Origin of the sequence: Anseongella ginsenosidimutans (assembly GCF_008033235.1) — a bacterium.
Lineage (GTDB): Bacteria > Bacteroidota > Bacteroidia > Sphingobacteriales > Sphingobacteriaceae > Anseongella > Anseongella ginsenosidimutans.
Genome location: NZ_CP042432.1, coordinates 1,573,186 through 1,592,725 on the forward strand (window position 1 = coordinate 1,573,186; position 19,540 = coordinate 1,592,725).

11 protein-coding genes are annotated in these 19,540 nt (G+C 53.8%); 7 read left to right on the forward strand and 4 right to left on the reverse strand.

Going from position 1 to position 19,540, the window contains the following annotated elements:
• Window positions 1–12 precede the first annotated feature (12 nt).
• From FRZ59_RS06680 to FRZ59_RS06710, 7 genes are all read left to right on the forward strand, one after another.
• Window positions 13–3,411, forward strand: a complete 3,399-nt coding sequence (locus FRZ59_RS06680; protein ID WP_132130073.1) for a SusC/RagA family TonB-linked outer membrane protein — start codon at window positions 13–15, stop codon at window positions 3,409–3,411.
• A gap of 15 nt (window positions 3,412–3,426) precedes the next feature.
• Complete coding sequence (locus FRZ59_RS06685; RefSeq protein ID WP_132130072.1) at window positions 3,427–5,127, forward strand: SusD/RagB family nutrient-binding outer membrane lipoprotein; 1,701 nt, start codon at window positions 3,427–3,429, stop codon at window positions 5,125–5,127.
• A gap of 84 nt (window positions 5,128–5,211) precedes the next feature.
• Window positions 5,212–7,572 carry a cytochrome c biogenesis protein CcdA gene (locus tag FRZ59_RS19760; RefSeq protein ID WP_132130071.1) on the forward strand — a complete coding sequence of 787 codons (2,361 nt, stop codon included), beginning with the start codon at window positions 5,212–5,214 and terminating at the stop codon, window positions 7,570–7,572.
• A 229-nt stretch (window positions 7,573–7,801) separates the two neighbouring features.
• A complete protein-coding gene (locus tag FRZ59_RS06695; RefSeq protein WP_132130070.1) occupies window positions 7,802–8,344 on the forward strand; it encodes a CHRD domain-containing protein in 543 nt (180 codons plus the stop codon).
• Window positions 8,345–8,736: 392 nt separating this feature from the next.
• Entirely contained in the window at window positions 8,737–9,714 is a 978-nt protein-coding gene (gene pfkA, locus FRZ59_RS06700) for a 6-phosphofructokinase (protein WP_132130069.1), read from the forward strand.
• 3 nt (window positions 9,715–9,717) lie between these two features.
• Window positions 9,718–10,287: a D-sedoheptulose 7-phosphate isomerase gene (lpcA, locus tag FRZ59_RS06705; RefSeq protein WP_132130068.1), complete on the forward strand. Its 570-nt coding sequence runs from the start codon at window positions 9,718–9,720 to the stop codon at window positions 10,285–10,287.
• 66 nt (window positions 10,288–10,353) lie between these two features.
• The gene (locus tag FRZ59_RS06710; RefSeq protein ID WP_132130067.1) at window positions 10,354–11,889 is read left to right on the forward strand and encodes a YifB family Mg chelatase-like AAA ATPase; all 1,536 of its coding nucleotides are present in this window, start codon (window positions 10,354–10,356) and stop codon (window positions 11,887–11,889) included.
• A 94-nt stretch (window positions 11,890–11,983) separates the two neighbouring features.
• On the opposite strand, the gene FRZ59_RS06715 is transcribed toward FRZ59_RS06710, so the two are convergent.
• From FRZ59_RS06715 to FRZ59_RS06730, 4 genes are all read right to left on the reverse strand, one after another.
• Window positions 11,984–14,269: an FN3 associated domain-containing protein gene (locus tag FRZ59_RS06715; protein WP_132130066.1), complete on the reverse strand. Its 2,286-nt coding sequence runs from the start codon at window positions 14,267–14,269 to the stop codon at window positions 11,984–11,986.
• A gap of 30 nt (window positions 14,270–14,299) precedes the next feature.
• Complete coding sequence (locus FRZ59_RS06720) at window positions 14,300–15,253, reverse strand: NHL repeat-containing protein (protein ID WP_225975227.1); 954 nt, start codon at window positions 15,251–15,253, stop codon at window positions 14,300–14,302.
• A 125-nt stretch (window positions 15,254–15,378) separates the two neighbouring features.
• Entirely contained in the window at window positions 15,379–16,848 is a 1,470-nt protein-coding gene (locus FRZ59_RS06725) for a DUF1501 domain-containing protein (protein WP_132130064.1), read from the reverse strand.
• A gap of 18 nt (window positions 16,849–16,866) precedes the next feature.
• Window positions 16,867–19,194 carry a PSD1 and planctomycete cytochrome C domain-containing protein gene (locus tag FRZ59_RS06730; protein ID WP_207910329.1) on the reverse strand — a complete coding sequence of 776 codons (2,328 nt, stop codon included), beginning with the start codon at window positions 19,192–19,194 and terminating at the stop codon, window positions 16,867–16,869.
• Between the last annotated feature and the right edge of the window lie 346 nt (window positions 19,195–19,540).

Genomic DNA, 19,540 nt, shown 5'->3' on the forward strand with positions numbered 1-19,540 from the left:
AACCAATAATGTATGTCATACAGATACATTTTTCAAAAAGGCTGGCTCCTGGTCCTGATGCTGGGGGTAACCCTCAGCCTGAGCGCTCAGCAGCTGGTTACCGGAACGGTTAGCGACGGGGCGGAACCGCTTCCGGGAGTAAGTATACTGGTCAGGGGCACTAATCAGGGCACTCAGACAGATGCAAACGGCGCCTATTCGATCAACGTTGGGCCGGAGGCTGTTTTGGAATTCAGCCTTCTGGGCTTCCGGCCCAGGGAAGAAACGGTAGGGGACCGGAAGGTAATTGACGTGGTACTGACGCAGGACGCTTCCCGGCTGGACGAAGTGGTCGTTACCGCCCTGGGAATGGAGAAGGATGAAAAATCCCTGGGTTATTCTGTCACAGAAATCAGCGGTGCGGAACTGGCGGTTACCAATGAGACCAACCCGGTCAATGCCCTCCAGGGCCGTGTAGCCGGTGTTCAGATTGATATGGGCGCGGGCGGCTTGTTCGGCAACTCCAAGATCCTGATCCGAGGAAATTCCACCCTGGGAAAAAACAACCAGCCAATTTTCGTGATTGACGGCGTGATCATGGACAACGATATTTTTGAAGGGAACGGCCGTGACTTCGGGAATGACCTGAAGAACCTGAATATGAACGATTTTGAAAGCGTTTCCGTTCTGAAAGGTTCGGCGGCGGCGGCCTTATACGGTTCCCGGGCCATCAACGGTGTGGTCCTCATCACGACAAAAAAAGGAAAAAGGAACACCGGGCTGGGAATTAACCTTACCCAGACATTTAATTCTTATCAGCCTTATTCCGGCCCTGATTTTCAAAACGTTTTCGGGGGCGGAACGGCTGGCCCTTTCTTCAGCGACCGGAGAGACCCGAATTATACCGCAGACCAGGCCTACATTACCAAAGTTTTTCCTGTTGACCCCGCCACCGGCAAGCCCTATATTGACCAGGGCATCAACCGGGAACTGGAGAACTGGGGCCCGCGGATGGAAGGGCAGGAAGTCCTCAATTACGACGGAACACCCACCCGTTTCCTGCCCCAGCCGGATAATTTCCTGGATGCTTTCCAGAACGGCTTCGGGAGCAATACCAATCTCTCACTGGACGGAGGAACGGAAAAGTCCACATTCCGCCTGTCTTATAACCGGAATGAGAGCGAAGGGGTGGTGCGGAATAATGAGCTGGTTAAAAACGCTTTCGGCCTGCGGGTGACCCATGAACTCCACAGCAGGATCAACCTGGATGTCAGCGCTAATTATTCCAGCTTCAGGGGCCTGAACCCGCCGCGCCTCGGCGGACTGGACGCTTTTGCTTCCTATAATTACGGCAAGCTCTTCACCTGGATGCTTCCCCGGAATTACGATACGGAATACTGGATGCAGCCGGAACATTATATCAGCGCATTAGGCGGCGCTCCAAATCCCAACTCGAATGAAGAGACCAATAAGGCGCCGGAGTCCCGCTTTTGGTTCAATCTTTTTGAGAATAATTACTTTCAGAAAGAGCAAATGCTCCGAAGCCGGGTAGCCATTACGGCTGAACTCACCGGCTGGTCCAACCTGATCCTGGAGGGTAGCCTGAACAATGTGTACACCGAAACCGAAGACAAGGAGCTGGGCCAGGGAGAAGATTTTGCCGGCGGATTGTATCGCCTGGGCCATCGCGCAAAGGAAAATTATTTCCTGAAGGCCATGGTCACCGCACAGCGGGACATTACCCCTGACCTCGACATCAGCGGTTATATCGGCGGCGAGATACAGCGAACCACTTCCTCTTATAATAAGGGCGAAACAAGCGGCGGGTTGAGTTACCCCGGGAATTACTTCCTGGCCAATTCGGTGAACGAACCTGTCAGCGAAGGGGGCATCGACTACCGCCGCGCATTCAATTCGCTCTACGCCAGCGCCGATCTGTCCTTTAAGGACCAGCTTTACCTGCAGGCCACCTGGCGGGGCGACTGGTCGTCGGCCCTGACCTATACCAATGGCACGGGCAATAACTTTTTCCATTACCCTTCGGTAAGCCTTTCCTGGATATTCACCGAAACCTTTGACCTGCCATCCTGGATCTCCTACGGGAAATTCAGAACAAATATAGCCGCCCTGGGCAGTGATACCGATCCTTTTGTGATCAATCCCGGTTTTGCCTTTGAAGGCTTTACCAATATCGGCGGCCAGGATCTGCCCATCTCTACTTTCGGCGACCGGCGGGTACGGGTCAGCAACCTGAAACCCGAACGCAAAATCGCCAAAGAGATCGGGGCGGAAATGCGCTTCTTTAACGGCCGCCTTGGGTTTGACCTGAGCCTTTACCAGGATAATACGCGCAATCAGATCCTGGATATTTCCACCCCTGTGGAATCCGGTGTGGATGCCATCCTGATCAATGCGGGAAATATACAGAATAAGGGAATTGAGCTGGCTATTGATGCCATTCCGGTGGAAATGCCCAGCTTCAGCTGGTCCACCGCCCTCAACTATTCCCGGAACCGCAACCTGATCGTGGAACTCTATGAAGGCCGGAGTGAATTTAACCTGGGCGCGAATATTGCCGAAATAAGCAGCTGGGCGGTTGTCGGAAAGTCTTACGGCACGCTCAGGAGTTCCATCCAGGCGGCCAGGTTCCAGGCCACGGACGATTCGGGCAATCCCGTCGATCACCCGCATAACGGGAAAGTCCAGCTCGCCTGGCGGTCGGACGCCCGTGCCGCTTTTCCCGCCCGCAGCAACATTATCCAGGATGTAGGCGATATCAACGCCAAATTCCGGGGCGGCTGGGATAATACGATCCGGTATAAGAATTTCAGCCTGAACGTACTGGTGGATGCCAAAATAGGCGGCGACTTCGTGTTGGCCACTTATCGCTACGGAACGCATACGGGCGTGCTTCCCAATACCTTATTCGGCAGAGACGAAGAATACGGCGGTATTCCCTGGACCAGTGAATGGGACGATATCGCTTATGATGACGGGATCATTCCGGACGGTGTATTTGCAGAAGGGCAAATCATCACCAAGCATGACGGTACCCAGGTAGACGTAGGCGGCATGACCTACGAAGAAGCTTATAAACAGAAAATTGTGGAGCCAACGCATGCGCCCCATTTTTACTACCGCTACGGTTCCTCCTCCACAGGTGTTTCAGACTACTGGATATTTGAGAATTCCTGGGTCTCGCTGCGGCAGGTAGCCCTGGACTACCAGTTCCCGCAGGAGTTTTGCCGGAAGCTGAAACTGAATACGCTAAGCCTCGGCGTGGTGGGCCGCGACCTGCTTTACCTGTATAATTCCCTTCCCTACAATTACAACCCGGCCTCCAATAATTCCAATAACACGGCATTTTATGGAGAAGAAGGCTTTTTGCCAATGATCCGTTCGCTGGCGTTCACTTTAAGGGTAGGACTATAACCAAAAGAACCAGACATGAAAACACATATAAACCGAAGGTATTCCAATTTAGCAATTGCAACACTCGCGGCGCTTTTGGCTCTTCCCGCGCTGAGCAGCTGCACCAAAGATTTTGGCGACATCAATACCGATCCGAGCCTCGTAACCGAACCGGATGTAAAATTTCTCTTCACCTATTCGGCCAATGCCGTTCCCCCGACGGGCGGAGAATGGATATGGGAAAGCCTTGAACAAACCATGCGCTTTACCCAGCAGGTAACCGCCAGCCCCTACGAGATCACCGGTAATGTGAATTCCCGTTACGGGCGCTATTATTCGGAAGTGCTGCCCAACCTGGTGGAGATCCGCAGGCAGATAGACCTGAAAGAAGATGCGGAGCGGTACCAGAAGATGAAAGCCCTTACCTACATCCTGGATGTATACATGGGTATCCGGGCAACCGATATGAATGGGTCCATGCCTTACAGCGAGGCGCTGCTGGCCCGGTACGAAGATAAATACAACCCTGTTTTCGACCCCCAGGAGCAGCTCTTCAATACCTGGCTTACCCATCTGAACCAGGCCATTGCCGTGCTTTCAGATAACAGCCTTGCAGACCAGGAAAGCTATGGAAACGCCGATATTTTCTATGCCGGCGACTGGCTGCAATGGGTGAAACTGGCCAATACGCTTAAATTACGCATAGCTGTACGGCTGGAATTGGGGAATAATGAGCTGGCGCAGCAGCTGTTCCGGGAAGTGATGGAAGATCCTACAGGGCCCATTGACGGGGAAGAAGCGGAAATGCGCTATTTGAACCCCGAACAAAACCCTATCGGGAACGACGTGGATTACCGCAGCCGCCGTTTTGCTACCCGTGAAATGGTAGACTTCATGAAAAGGACCGGAGACCCGCGCATCCAAATCTATTTCGATGCCAATGATCTTACCGGGTCCTATGCCGATACCCTGGCCAAATACGGCGAAACGCTCCCTTCCTTTATTGATCCGGCGGATCCGCTGATCCAATACCAGGGCGGGCCTCCCGACTGGACCGTCAGCCCGGACGTGGCTACCTATCTCAGCAACCCCTTCACGGTCAGCCAGTATTCCCGCTATTTCCTGATCTCTCCCATTAACCGGAGCCTGCTCTCTCCTAAGCTGAACGGCGCAACCGGGAATTCGCTTCAAGTATTGGTTTCCTACGCTGAAACCTGCTTTTACATCGCGGAATTTATTGAAAAGGGATACGGCGGCGGTGTTGATACGCGCGGGACGGCGGCCGAATGGTACAATAAGGGGCTGGCTTCGTCTCTCCGGACCATGAACCAGGTCGCAGCGGAGGCCCAGTCGGAAACCGCTTTCAGCGGCAGCGGCGATGCGGAAATAGCCGCCTGGCTGGCGGACCCGGATGTGATGCTTAACGGTACCAATGACCTGGAAAGGATCTACATACAGCAATACCTGGCTTTTTTCCTGCTTCCCAACGAAGCGTACGTCTTTTGCCGCCGGACCGGTTATCCGCGGAATAACTCGGCGTACTACCAGATGGAGGAATTCAACGAGCCTATTCCCCGGCGGTTCTGGATAAACGACCCGGGCGAAGTGAACCGGGACAACTGGCTTAACGCCTACGAGGCCCAGGGTTTTACGCCCCGCGCCGTGGACGCCCAAACCCTCAGCCAGGAACGCGTATGGTACGATAAAACGGCCCCGGCATTCGGAGAAGGTAGCTAAGGGGAGGTGGCGCCGGCTGCATCGCGGCATCTCCGGGGATATTCGTAACTTTGCATCATCAATCAACCAACCAAAAAAAATTGTATGATGAAAAAAGTTATCCTCATCTGGCTTTTTTTAGCTGCGGCAGTCGGCGCCGGCGCCCAGATCTTTGATCCCGTTACCTGGGCCTTTAGTGCAAAACCGTCCGGGGAAAACGAGGTGACCCTGATCCTGAAGGCGGAAATTGACCCGGGCTGGCATGTCTATTCCCAGTATATCGAAGAAGGTGGGCCTATTCCTACTTCCTTTACATTCACTCCTTCGGCCGATTACGAACTGATTGGCGAGGTAGCCGAAAAGTCCGAAGTTGAAAAGGTAATGGATCCCAATTTCGGGATGGAAGTGCTTTACTTCAGCAATGAAGCGGTGTTTGAGCAGCGTATCCGGCTGAAAAAAGCCTCTTCCACGGTGAAGGGTGTCCTGGAGTTCATGGTATGTGATGACCAGCGGTGCCTCCCGCCGGCAGAAGTGGAATTCAGCATCGACGCCAGCCACCCTGACTTCAAAGCATCCGGAGCAACGTCCGGACCGGGCGGCGCGGAAAAAGCGGCTTCGGGAAAGGCTGTTTCGGATAAAGCTGCTTCGGAAAAGGCCTCTCCGGGAACAAACGACGGATCGGAAAGGAATACAGCTGAAAGCCCGGGAGACCAGGAAAATTCGCAAAGCAATGCTGCAAGCCCCGGTAGCGCAGGTCAGGCGCCTGGTAACGGGCAGGCTGGTGGCGTTGCGGGGCAGAGTGGCCAGGCCGGCGCCCAGAACCCGGATGCGGGAGAATCCTCCGCCGGGCAAACATCGGGTGCAACCGGAGAATCGGTAACCGGGCAGGAACCCGGCGGAGCAGACGCATCGCCTTCCCTGCCTCCGGCATTGGAGCAGGCGGCGGAGAATGCCGATGCAAAAAATGAAAATAAATCACTTTTCGGGATATTTATCGCCGGTTTCCTGGGAGGGCTGCTGGCCCTCCTTATGCCCTGCATTTTCCCGATGATCCCGCTTACAGTAAGTTACTTCACGAAAAGAGGGGCGGTTGGGGGGCGTTCAAAAGCGATTGGCTCGGCTGCCTTGTACGGCCTTTCCATTATCGTGATTTACGTCGCTTTGGGGCTGCTCATTACGGTGCTGTTCGGTTCGGGTAAACTGAACGAGCTGGCAAGCAATGGCATTCTGAATATCCTTTTCTTTATTATCCTGGTGATCTTTGCTATTTCCTTTTTCGGCGCTTTTGAGCTGAACCTGCCAAGTTCCTGGACCACCTTCGCCGATAAAAAGGCGGACAGCCGCGGCCTTACCGGAATTTTTTTTATGGCGGTAGCCCTGGGGCTGGCTTCCTTTTCCTGCACTGGCCCCATTATCGGCTCCCTGCTCGTGGAAGCGGCCAGTAAAGGTACGCTGCTGGGCCCGGCAACCGGTATGTTTGGCTTCGCCCTGGCCCTGGCCATTCCTTTTACGTTGTTCGCTATTTTTCCTCAATGGCTTCAATCATTGCCGAAATCAGGCGGCTGGCTGAATACTGTCAAAGTAAGCCTGGGCTTTCTGGAGCTGGCCTTTGCCCTGAAATTCCTTTCCACGGTAGATATGGCTTATCACTGGAACCTGCTTGACCGCGATATTTTTATTGTGTTGTGGATCGTGATCTTTGGCATGTGGGGCTTTTACCTGCTTGGCAAGCTGCGTTTTGCGCACGATAGCGAAACAACACATCTTTCGGTGCCGCGCCTCTTCTTTGCCATCTTTGCATTAGGTTTCGCCATTTACCTGATACCGGGATTGTGGGGAGCGCCCCTGAAACCTATCAGCTCATTCCTGCCGCACCAGGGATCGCAGGACTTCGATATGTACACCGCTTCTCTTGGGGGAAGTACTTCCGGCGGCTCCGGAAATGCGTCCGCGGAGGCCTCCGGAGCGGAAAAGAAATATACCGACCTGTTCCATGCCCCGCTGGGCCTGAACGCCTTTTTCGATTACGAAGAAGGACTGGCATATGCCGAAAAGGTGAATAAACCCATTTTTATCGATTTTACCGGCTGGAGCTGTACCAATTGCCGCCGCATGGAAGCATCGGTATGGCCGGATGCCCAGGTCCTGGAGCGCCTGAGAAATGATTTCGTCCTGGTTCAGCTTTACGTGGACGATAAAACCGCTTTACCGGAAGATGAACAGTATGTTTCGGAATTCAGCGGTAAAACCATCAATACCATTGGAAAAAAATGGAGCGATTTCCAGGCAAGCCGTTTTAATACCAACTCCCAGCCTTATTATGTGATCGTCAACCACCAGGGCCAGGTGCTGGTGCCGCCGCGGGCCTTCGACCTGGATATTCCCGAATATGTCGCTTTCCTGGATAAAGGCATTGAGGCTTTTCGTACAGGCGAAGGTGTGCTGACCAAAGCCGGTGTGCGCTGACGTCCCGGGGCTCCCAGGCCTCACTGGTCTGAGGTGTCCCTGAATTTTCGCGCCTGAGGTGCCGCGGCCCCTGGCCTGTGGTGTCCCTTAGCTGCCGCGCCGCTGACCTGCGGGTACCACCTGCTTGTGGTTACTCCTGAGGTGCCGCGGCACCTGGCCGGCCAGGCCAGAGGCAACCATTTCTTTCTTCTTGTCGTATTCGCGGTAGAAGTACCAAATAATTACGACAATGAATACAAATAATCCTTTCAAAGCAAGGCCCGCAGCATGGATAACTTCCTTGCTATGCGCCTGCGTGCTGGTATTGCCGGCATGTGAAGACGAAGAAGATGCCCCGGAAGAAAAGGTGACTGTTGAGGCGAGTGCAACGCTGAACGCGGAGCAGGAGACGGACGATGTGACTTCTCCGGGTACGGGAACGTTCACGGGTACCTATAACAAGAATACGGGCGAGTTTACCTTTACCCTTAACTGGACCAACCTCACGGGCCCGCCTACCATGATGCATTTTCATGGCCCGGCCGGCCCAGGTACGAATGCAAGCGTAAAAATAGGTATTACGGGTTTTCCGGCGGACGCGGCCGGTTCGGTAAGCGGAACAGTGACTGTTGAAGAGGGAGACCGCGCCGACCTCCTCGCCGGCAAATGGTACGTGAATATTCACACCGAGGCTTATCCGCCGGGAGAGATCCGCGGACAGGTAACCTTTCCTGCCGGAAGCGGTGGTGATAATGGAGGTGGAGGAGGGGGCGGTGACGGTGACGGGTATTGATTGAACCGGGCCTCGCGCGCGTGCTGGTTTGATTGCCCGGAATCGCTCAGGCGATTCTTGCGCGGCCGCGCAAGAATCAACATCGCTCTTTCCGGGCAATCAAAGCCTTGCACGCTGCCCTCCCGCAATCAATCGACCACATCCGCCATCAACGCCTTTCTCGTGCTTCGCGCATCGACTCGTTCAGGTATCGCCGGGTTTCTGCATACTGCCGCCGGCAGCTTCTGCCTGACCCTGGCAGGTTCTGCTTCGCTTTAGTGCTTGCTACTAAAATATTTGTATTTTTGCCACACTTTTATGTTAACGGCTCCTGCTGCACAGGCGGCGGGTTTGTTATTTATATCAGGCTAAAGTCCCAGGACTGTTTTTAGGTAACCTTTTTAACTTATTCTATGTCTTCCATTCAACACATTGGTGTGTTTACTTCCGGGGGAGATGCCCCGGGCATGAATGCTTGTATCCGGGCCGTCGTGCGAACATCTATATTTCATAACCTTCGTGTATCCGGGATCATGCGCGGATATGAAGGGATGATCAACGGAGAAATCGAGTCTCTGGGAGTCAAATCAGTGGCTAATATCATACAAAGGGGCGGTACGGTGCTGAAAACTGCCAGGAGTGATGAATTTATCACGCCTGAGGGAAGGAAAAAAGCCTATGAGCAATTGAAAAAAGCGGGGATAGATGCCCTGGTAGCCATCGGCGGTGACGGCACCTTCACCGGAGCGGATATCTTTCAGTCCGAATTCGACATACCGGTGATCGGGATCCCCGGGACCATAGATAATGACCTGTATGGTACCGATTTTACGATTGGTTACGATACCGCCATTAATACGGTAATTGACGCGGTTGATAAGGTCCGGGATACGGCTGAATCCCATGACCGTTTGTTCTTTGTGGAGGTGATGGGACGGGACTCAGGGCTGATCGCTCTCAGGAGCGGCATTGGCGTGGGGGCCGAGGCTATCCTGCTGCCGGAAGTGGATACCGACCTGGAGCAAATGTACGAACGCCTGGAAAAAGGCCGGAAAGATAAATCTTCCAAGATCATAATCGTCGCCGAAGGTGATAACGAAGGCGGAGCATTCCCCATTGCCCAAAAGGTAAAGGAACGGTTCCCGCATTACGATACCAAGGTGGCTGTGCTGGGTCATATCCAGCGCGGCGGAAAGCCGACCTGCGCGGACAGGGTGCTTGCCAGCAGGCTGGGTTTTGCGGCGGTGGAAGCGCTTATGGATGGAAAACGCGGCGTGATGGCCGGCGTCATGAACCACGAAGTAGTATTCACGCCTTTCGAAAGAGCCATTAAACATATCAGTGAACTGGATCCCGCCTGGGTCCGCATGGTAGGAATCCTATCTACGTAAGGGATGAAAGACCGTATAAAACAACATTTCCTGGAAGCGGCTTCCGTGCTGGATCAGTTTCTTTCCGACGAGCATAATATTGAAAAGATCGCTTCTGCCGGCAATATCATGGTGCAGGCCATTCGCAGCGGCAAAAAGATCATTTCCTGCGGCAACGGGGGCTCCATGTGTGATGCCATGCATTTCGCCGAAGAACTTTCCGGGCGCTACCGGGACGACCGTCCCGCGCTTCCGGCGCTATCCATTTCCGACCCCTCCCACCTTTCCTGTGTAGGGAATGATTACGGTTATCCATATGTGTTTTCGCGGTACATTGAAGCGATCGGGCAGAAGGGAGACGTGCTTCTGGCCATCAGTACCAGCGGAAACTCGGAAAACATCCTGCTTGCCATTGAAGCAGCCAGGAAAAAGAACATGGAGGTCATTGGCCTGACCGGGAAAACCGGCGGCAAAATGGCCGGCTGGTGCGATGTGGAGATCAGGGCTCCCCAATCCCCTTATGCCGACCGCGCCCAGGAAATCCATATAAAGATCATTCATTCCTTTATTGATTTTATCGAACAGCACTTGTAGCGCTGGCTTCGCAGAGTTTGCGGATTTTTTCTTAACTTCACCTAATACCTATGAAAAAATCTGTCTATGCTTATCAAAACGTACGGTGGCGCCGTTCAGGGCATTGAAGCCATTACCATTACTGCCGAAGTCAATGTAAGCGGCGGGAATAATTATTCTATTGTGGGCCTGCCCGACAGCGCGGTGCGGGAAAGTTATAAGCGAATTGATACGGCGCTCAGGAATAAGGGGCTGCATATGCCGCGGCGGGGCATACTCGTGAACCTGGCCCCTGCCGATATCCGCAAGGAAGGCTCCGCGTATGACCTCTGCATTGCAACGGGCATACTGGCTGCTTCGGGGCAGATGAAGGCGGAAGAAGTACACAAGTACATGATCATGGGGGAGCTTTCCCTTGACGGCGGCCTTCAGCCGGTAAAAGGCCTGCTTCCGATTGCCATACAGGCGCGGAAGGAAGGCTTCAAAGGCTTTATATTGCCAAAGCAAAACGTACGCGAGGCTGCTATCGTAAACGGCCTTGAAATTTACGGCGCTGCCAACCTGGTAGAGGTATTCCGTTTTTTTAACGGCGAAGAAAGCCTGGAGCCGTCCGGGATGAATACCCGTGAAGTATTCTTTAGTGGAATAAACAGGTACGAGCAGGATTTCTCCGATGTGAAAGGGCAGGAAAATGTAAAAAGGTCCCTTGAGATAGCGGCCGCCGGCGGACATAATATTATCCTGATCGGCCCGCCGGGGGCAGGAAAGACCATGCTCGCGAAACGCCTGCCCACCATTCTGCCGCCCCTTACCCTGAACGAGGCGCTTGAAACCACCAAAATACATTCCGTTGCGGGGAAGCTTTCGGCCAGCGACGCCTTGCTTACCGCGCGGCCCTTCCGTTCGCCCCATCATACGATCAGCGATGCGGCTTTGGTGGGCGGGGGAGGCGCTCCGCAACCGGGAGAGATCTCTTTGGCGCATAACGGCGTATTATTCCTGGACGAACTGCCCGAATTCAAGCGAGCCGTACTCGAAGTGTTGCGCCAGCCCCTGGAAGAGCGGAAAGTGACCATCTCCAGATCGAAGTTCTCTGTTAACTACCCGGCCAGCTTCATGCTTGTAGCGTCCATGAACCCCTGTCCCTGCGGGTATTATAACCACCCCTCGAAGGAATGCGAATGCCCTCCGGGATCCGTAAAGAAATACCTGAACAGGATATCCGGGCCGCTTCTTGACCGTATTGATATTCACGTGGAAGTTACTCCCGTAGCCTTTTCAGAGCTGGCCGGCACCAGGACTTCGGAAAAAAGCGAGCAAGTGCGGGAACGTGTGGTAACTGCCCGGGAAGTGCAGCGGGCCCGTTTCCGGGAACGTGAAGGAATTTATGCAAACGCGCAGGTCCCGTCCAGGGATGTAAGGGAAATTTGCCGCATCGGCAGTACAGGGCAGTCCTTGCTTAAAACCGCCATGGAACGGCTGAACCTGTCGGCCAGGGCGTACGACCGTATTTTGAAGGTATCCCGGACCATTGCCGACCTGGCGGGAAGCCCGGAAATACATACCGAGCATCTTGCGGAGGCCATCCACTTCCGGAGCCTGGACCGTGAAGCCTGGAAGTAACCGGAGGCCCGCCGCAACAAGAGCAGCACCCGCACCCGCACCAGGAGCAGTACCAGCACCCGCAGCAGCAAAAAACAAGATTGGATGTGCGAAATTAGTTCAGCAGGATTTCATCCACGAACACCCAGGCCGGCTGCCCCTTTCCGGCATGCCAGGACGGAAGCTCGGCGAGGGGCTTTACGACTACCTTCAAATAGGAAACGGCTTGCTTTTCCAACGGGCATTCGTAAATATGTTTGCCCGCCGGCTGGTGTTCGCCGGGCATTTCGAAGGACTTTTTATACAGCAGCGCCAGCTGGCTGGAATCCGCCCCGCCCCAGACTTCCACGGAGGCCGGCGGGAAAATGTATCCCCCGGTATTCATGAATGTACTAAGCGCCACTCCATTGAGTGTATGGGGCTCTTTGAATTCCAGGGAAGCGCTAAGCTCGCCGCCCCGGTAACCCAGCCATTTCCCGTCACGAATGTCCATGCTGCCATTATCCAGGTCGAAAAGGGTGAAGGCGCCCCGGCCCTTGTACTGCGGGTCGGGAGGAAATTCAAGGCGGGCTGAATCCGGCCGGAAGCTTGCTTTATGGAAATAAGTCTGGACGGTTTCACTGCCGGTCCAGCCTTTTTTATAGGCCTTTACTTTTACCAGGGTGTTTTCGCTGATGGAAAGCGGCTCTTTAAAGACCGGCGCGTTCAGGCTGTCAGGCTCGCTGCCGTCAAGGGTGTACCGCAACTCGGCGCCGCTGATCGGATGGTTAAGCCGCAGGGTAAAAGCTTCCCTGAAAAATGCCCTGGCCGGGTTCATTTCAGGTTTATTCAGGGGCAGCACCATGCTCCCGTCATCGTAAAAGCCGGTTTCTACCGCCAGGCCGGGTCGCCTGGACACCCATTCGAGGGCTTTCTCTTTGGTCACTGCCGTATTCCAGACATAGAGGTGGCGCAGCCGGGGCATGCTCACCAGGGAATCAAGTCCGGCAGGTGTTACCGCGGTTCCCGTCAGCATCAGGGAACGAAGGCGCGGAAGCTGCGTGATCACCGCCAGCTCCTTATCGGTGAGCGGCGTATAATTGAGGTTCAGCTGGCGAAGGTTAACAAACTCTTTCAGCAGTTGGAATTCCCCGGCTTTGAGGGGCATACCGCTGAGGTTCAGGCGGACGACCTGCCGGCTCAGCGGTTTCAATGCTTCCAGCGATTCTCCGCTAAACACCCGGCTGTTAAAAAAGCTCACGTCCAGGGCCGGAGACCCTTTAGCCAGGGGAGCAATGACACGGTAGGCGGTGTTCAGGTCTTTTACCAGGCCGGGGTCCGGTGCAGGGAAGTCGAATTTTTCAGCGACAGGAGCCGTGTCGTAAATTACTTTTGCCAGCTGGTGAATAGTGTCATTCGGCGGCAGGGCGGCCAGGGGAATATTAAAATCAGCTCCTGAGCGTATCCAGGCCTGTATCAGGCTAAGTTCCTCCGGGCTTAGCTGGGGTTTGTTTTTAGGAGGCATATGATGCTTATGCCCGGGCTCCAGCAGCAGCCGTTCCATCAGGAGGCTCGCGGCAGGGTCGCCCGGCTCGAAAAGCGCGCCGTTCTTCCCTCCGGCCAGAAAAGCGGCCGTATCGGTAAGCACCAGTTGTCCCTTTGCTTTATCTTCATTATGACAGGAAACACATTTTTCCTCCATGATCGGCAGGACCAGGTCAGAGAAGACCACCGCAGTTGCGAGATCTACCTTTTTCGATTTTTCCGGAAGAATGGGCTGCAGTACAAAATTTTCGCCGTGGGTAAGAGAGGCGCCCAGATGGCCGGCCAGCAGCAGTACCAGGCAGGTTACCGCCATGCCAATCCGCAGTACCCGCGGACGCGCCGCTTTGCCCTGCTGGTACCAAAGAAGCAAGGCGGCGAAAAAGGAAATAGCTATTCCCGTCCATTTATGCCAGTTCAGGGTAGCTCCGCCGTAGCCTTCCTCCTTTGAAAGAATCAGGCCGAATACAACCGTCAGGGCAGCGCTGATAGCTCCTCCGTAAAGCAGCAGCCCAACGGCTTTTTTACCGGCGGAATCCGCCCGGATCTCTGCAGCCCGCGCTCCGTCGTACGGTACTTCTTCACGCAGCGCTGTTGCCGGGGATTTCCTCTGCCTGTCCGGAAGCCCTTCCCGGTGCCGGGCTGAATACCCGTCACCGGGGCCGGCCGGAAGTTCTTCCCGGAGATGCCTGTTAAAGAATTCGAAAACAAGCGCAAGGATCAGGAGTACGATGGGAAAATGCAGTAGCAGCGGATGCATTCTTCCTGCTACCTGCAAGGGGGCCGGTATGGCTATCCGCCCTTCGAACAGGACGAAAAAAAGGATGAAAATATTCAACCCAAAAATAAGGTTGAGGGTAATATTCTTCAGCAGCTTCATAAAATGAACAGCCTTCCCGGCCCGGCCAACTTACACTCTTTTAAACTTATAAGGATATACCTTTCCTGATGCCCATTGAGCCACATAGATGTTCTCATCGTCGTCAATGCAGACATCATGCGGATGCTTAAACAAGGGGGTCTCCTGGCGCATAGGCTGTAAGATCCCGTCTTTATATACCGGTTCGCTTCCGCCGATATTGGAAACTACCTTGTTGTCCTTGTCAAGGATCGTGACGAAGCCGGAGTTTTCATGGCTCAGGTCGGGCGAACGCAGCACTGCGGCATATAAATGATCCCCTTTGATCACCGGGCGGCATACGCATGCTCCCGGCAGGTTAATGATCTCCAGTAATTTCCCGTCCATGCTGAAGCGTTTAAAACAGCAGCGGGTACGATCAGTAATCAGCAAAGTAGGATCGCCCTTGCGGTAATCCACGCAGATCCCATGCGCATTGTCCAGGTTAGCATCGGTTTCGCCTTTGCCGCCGAAGTGCGCTTTTAGTTTTCCCTTCGAATCGTATTGCATAATATGCTGCAGACCGTAACCGTCTGCAATATAAATATCGCCGTTGGGAGCAACTGTCGTTTCAGTAGGGACAAACTGTTCCTTCTTTTCATACAGGCCGGTTTCGGCAGGGTAATCGATGGTCATTATTACCTTTCCGTCCGCAGTGGTCTTAAATACCTGGTGCCGCTGGGTATCGGTAATGAAAAAGAATTCTTCGCCGCCTTCCCGGCTAAGGGTAAGGCCGTGAGCGCCCGGGAAGGCATGCCCCCAGCTATCTTTTAGTTTCCCCGATTTATTATAGACAAGGATATTATTTTTCACTTCGTTGGTAAGTAAGACGATCCTGCCTTTTTTATCCTGGACCATTTCATGACAGTCCTTTACAGGGAAACGGCTGGAGTCAAGTATTCCCCAGCCTTCTTCCTGCGCATAGGTCATTCCGTTATGCCCGTATACTTTTGCAGGTTTTTTCATACCGAAAAGGTTGCCCGTAATGAGAATTCCCGATGAGAGAACCGCTGTGTTCCTGATAAAGCTTCTGCGCTCCATAAATTTGTTTTATTCGTTTTTATATATTGTTCGGGTGAAAGATCGTTAATTCAGGCCATTAATCCGTCAATTACTTTTCCGGCAACATCCGTGAGGCGATAACGTCTTCCCAGGTGCTTGAAGGTAAGCCGCTCATGGTCCAGCCCCAGCAGGTTAAGAACCGTAGCATGGAAATCATGAATGTGTACCGGATCTTTCACAATATTATAGCCAAACTCATCGGTTTCCCCGTAAACAATGCCCGGTTTTACTCCGCCTCCCGCCATCCACATGGAGAAGGCCCGGGGGTGGTGGTCGCGGCCGTAGTTATTGAATTCCAGGTGCCCCTGGCAATAGTTGGTTCTGCCGAATTCTCCGCCCCAGATAACCAGGGTGTCTTCCAGTAGCCCGCGCTGTTTCAGGTCGGTTACAAGGGCGGCGGAAGCCTGGTCCACGTCCTTTGCCTGGCCGGCCATCTCGTTGGGAAGATTGCCATGCTGATCCCATCCCTGGTGGTAAAGCTGTACGAATCGTACGCCTTTTTCCACCAGCCGGCGCGCCAGCAGGGCGTTGGCGGCATAAGTGCCCGGAACCAGGCAATCAGGCCCGTAGAGTTTGATTACGTGGTCGGGTTCGCCGGAAAGATCGGTCACATCTGGCACGGAAGTTTGCATGCGGTAGGCCATTTCATATTGCTGGATCTTGGCCGTGATCTCCGGGTCGCCGAATTCATCATATTGAAGCTGGTTGAGTTCCCCGAGTTTGTCCAGCAAGGCGCGCCGGCTTTTACCGTCGGTGCCTGCGGGATGCCCAAGGTACAGGACCGGGTCGGGGCCGGGCATGAACTGCACTCCCTGGTGAACGGAATCAAGGAAGCCGTTGGTCCATAACTTGGAATATACCCCCTGTCCGTTCCCTTTTCCCTTGGAAACCAGCACGCAGAAAGCCGGCAGGTTTTGGTTTTCGCTGCCCAGGCCATAGCTGAGCCATGCTCCCATGCTGGGGCGGTTCCCCTGCTGGGCGCCCGTCTGGAAAAAGGTAATGGCCGGGTCGTGGTTAATGGCGTCGGTATGCAGGGAACGGACAATGCAAATATCGTCCACTACCTTGGCGGTGAAGGGAAAAAGATCGCTTACCCAGGCGCGAGCCTTACCGTATTGCTGAAAATCGTAATAAGAACCTACCAATGGAAAGCTGGCCTGGTTGGCCGTCATCCCGGTGAGCCGCTGCCCGCCGCGTACCGATTCCGGCAAGTCCTTCCCCATCATCTCGCGCAGCATGGGTTTATAATCAAAGGATTCCAGCTGTGAAGGCGCTCCGCTCTGGAACAGGTAGATCACCCGTTTGGCCTTTGGAGCAAAGTGCGGTATTCCGGGAGTAAACTCCTCGCCTGCCGCGACAGAGCGGGAGAACAGGTCGGGAATCAGCAGGGAACCCAGCGCCGCGCTTCCGATACCCACGCTCAGGCGGGAAAGGAATTGACGGCGGTTTACTTTCAGCCGGGATTCAATAATAGCATCGTGAATTGCGTCCTTTTTCATCTGAATATAATTTCCGGATCAGCTCCTTGTAATAGCTTCCTCAAGATTATAGATCCCGTGTACGAGCGACATCAGCGCTGCATGCTGAACCGCGTCCAGTCCCCGGCGATGCGGGTATTCTCCTGCCTGGAGGAAGGCTTTGGCTTTTTCGGGTTCCTTTCCGTAGCGTTCCAGCTCTTGTTTATAAAATTCCATCAGCAGTTCCAGTTCCTTCTCTTTGGGCGTCCTGCAGAGGATCCGCCTGAATGCCCGGGTAATCCGCTCCTGCGGCGCCAGCTCCTGCTGCGAAAGCAATGTGCCTGACAAGACCCTTGCCGCTTCCAGGACCGCCGGGTCGTTCATCATCACCAGGGCCTGCAGGGGCGTATTGGTACGCTGACGTTCCACCTCGCACTGGTCGCGGTTGCTGGCATCGAAAATGAGCATATTCGGCGGGGGGACGGTGAGCTTGATAAAGCCGTAAATTCCCCTGCGGTAAAGATCCTGCCCATGATCCTGCACGTAACGCGCAAGGGTGCCTCTTCCGGAAGAAGTGACCTCCCAAATGCCGTCCGGCTGGTAGCCCTTGAAACTAGGGCCGCCAAGCTGCTTAACCAGCAGTCCGCTGCTGGCCAGTAAATGATCCCTTATCAGTTCCGCAGGCAGCCGCAGGCGGGAGGCCCTGGCCAGGTAGATATTGTCCGGGTCGGTATATAGTTTCTTTTCGGAGATTTTAGCCGACTGCCGGTAAGTAGCCGAGGTCACCAGTTCCTTCACCAGCCATTTAATATCCCAGTCATGCTCCATAAAGGAGACAGCCAGGTAATCAAGCAGCTCGGGATGGGAGGGAAGCTTTCCCTGCGCCCCGAAGTCGCCGGTGGATTCAACGATGCCCCTGCCGAAAATCTTGTTCCAGACCTGGTTCACAAAAACGCGGGCGGTCAGCGGATTTTCCTTACTGATGGTCCATTTGGCCAGCCCCAGGCGATTGCGGGGATAGCGGGTGGTATCCAGCGGAAGGATCGCTTCCGGCGTAGCCGCAAATACCCGCTTGCCCGGTGAATCATATAATCCGCGGTTAAGAATATAAGTTTTTCGCAGCGTATCCAGCTCTTCCATCACCGACACCATCATGCGCCCCGTATCAGGTTTGTTCACAAAGTCAAGGATGCCTTTTACATCTTCGTCGTTAATGTAAAGAATGGGCGTTTTTGCCGGCTCGGAACCTACCAATCCTTCCAGTCCCTTTTCCGGGGTATTATTGAAGAAGGCATACATCTCATAATAATCCTGCTGGGAAAAAGGATCGTACTTATGGTCATGGCATTGGGCGCATTCCATGGTAATGCCCAGAATGCCCTTGCTGAACGTATTGGTTTTGTCAATATTATAGGTAACGCGGTATTCTTCTTCAATGACACCGCCCTCTTCCGTATATTTATGATTGCGGTTAAAGGCCGTGGCCAAAATCTGTTCCTTGTTCGCTTCCGGCAGCATGTCGCCCGCCAGCTGCCACAGCAGGAACTGGTCATAGGGCATATTCTCATTAAAGGCGTGGATCACCCAGTCGCGCCAGGGCCACTGTGTACGGCGGTCATCATCCTGGTAGCCATAAGAATCGGCATAACGGCCAACATCCAGCCAGTGAAGCGCCATTTTCTCCCCGTAGGCAGGAGAGGCCAGCAGCTGATCAATAATTTTTTCATAGGCCTGCGGGGAATCATCCGCCAGGAAAGCGTCCATCATCTCCAGGTCCGGGGGCAGCCCCGTAAGGTCTACCGAAACCCTCCTCAGCAAGTGTTCCTTGTCAGCAGGTTCGTTTGGTTCCAGGCCAACCAGGTCCATTTTTGACAGTACAAAGCGGTCAATATCGTTCCGGGGCCAGTCTTCCCGGCTAACTTCCGGCAAAGCAGGCTTTTCAGGCGGAAGAAATGCCCAGTGCTTTTCGTATTCGGCGCCCTGCTTTATCCACTTTCCGATCAGTTTGATCTCGTATTCGCTGAGTTTCAGGTTAGAAGAAGGCGGAGGCATTTTTAAATCGGGGTCGTCCGAGGTGATGCGCAGGTAGACCATGCTTTCTTCCGGCTTTCCCGGAACAATGGCATGCGCTTCCGGCATGTCTTTTAACGCTGCATAGGCGTTTTCTTCCAGGTCAAGCCGGAGATCGGCCTCCCTGGCATTGTCGTCCGGCCCATGGCAGGCAAAGCACCGGTCAGACAACACCGGCTTCACATGAAAATTAAAGTCCACTTTATCAGGCAATTTTCCTGATCCTGTGATGCCTTCCGGCTCGGACCGGTTACAGTTGATCAGCAGCAGGCTGGTTGCCGTTGCGGCTATAATAGCATATAATGGTTTACAATTCACAGCCTATTGGATAAGGTTACCTTAGAGCTGGCTAAAGTTAGTGAAAAACCCTGGAGCTATCAAACTTTGTTTGAACATTCTTACATACTATCGACCGCTGCAAGTGAGCAAGATGTCCGACATAAAATTGTCATATAAAAGTTACGTTTGAAAATCCCATTTGAGCAACGTATGCGCAGGATTTCCGAAGCCGCTTCCCTGTTCACGTGTTTGTTTTAGCTAATACATTTTTAATAATGTATCACGTCTGTTGCAAATTTCTTAATTTTTAGCAGCGAATGGCGCCGAATGGTGCAAGATTTCTCCTGTTTTTTATCAATATCGCTAAAATTTGTAACGTCTTTGT

Excerpts from the sequence above, each read along its gene's own strand:
- pfkA (WP_132130069.1), top strand. The coding sequence starts at position 8,737 with ATGTCTTCCATTCAACACATTGGTGTGTTTACTTCCGGGGGAGATGCC.
- FRZ59_RS06715 (WP_132130066.1), bottom strand. The coding sequence starts at position 14,269 with ATGAAGCTGCTGAAGAATATTACCCTCAACCTTATTTTTGGGTTGAAT.
- FRZ59_RS06725 (WP_132130064.1), bottom strand. The coding sequence starts at position 16,848 with ATGAAAAAGGACGCAATTCACGATGCTATTATTGAATCCCGGCTGAAA.
- FRZ59_RS19760 (WP_132130071.1), top strand. The coding sequence starts at position 5,212 with ATGATGAAAAAAGTTATCCTCATCTGGCTTTTTTTAGCTGCGGCAGTC.
- FRZ59_RS06680 (WP_132130073.1), top strand. The coding sequence starts at position 13 with ATGTCATACAGATACATTTTTCAAAAAGGCTGGCTCCTGGTCCTGATG.
- FRZ59_RS06695 (WP_132130070.1), top strand. The coding sequence starts at position 7,802 with ATGAATACAAATAATCCTTTCAAAGCAAGGCCCGCAGCATGGATAACT.
- FRZ59_RS06710 (WP_132130067.1), top strand. The coding sequence starts at position 10,354 with ATGCTTATCAAAACGTACGGTGGCGCCGTTCAGGGCATTGAAGCCATT.
- FRZ59_RS06685 (WP_132130072.1), top strand. The coding sequence starts at position 3,427 with ATGAAAACACATATAAACCGAAGGTATTCCAATTTAGCAATTGCAACA.
- FRZ59_RS06720 (WP_225975227.1), bottom strand. The coding sequence starts at position 15,253 with ATGAAAAAACCTGCAAAAGTATACGGGCATAACGGAATGACCTATGCG.
- lpcA (WP_132130068.1), top strand. The coding sequence starts at position 9,718 with ATGAAAGACCGTATAAAACAACATTTCCTGGAAGCGGCTTCCGTGCTG.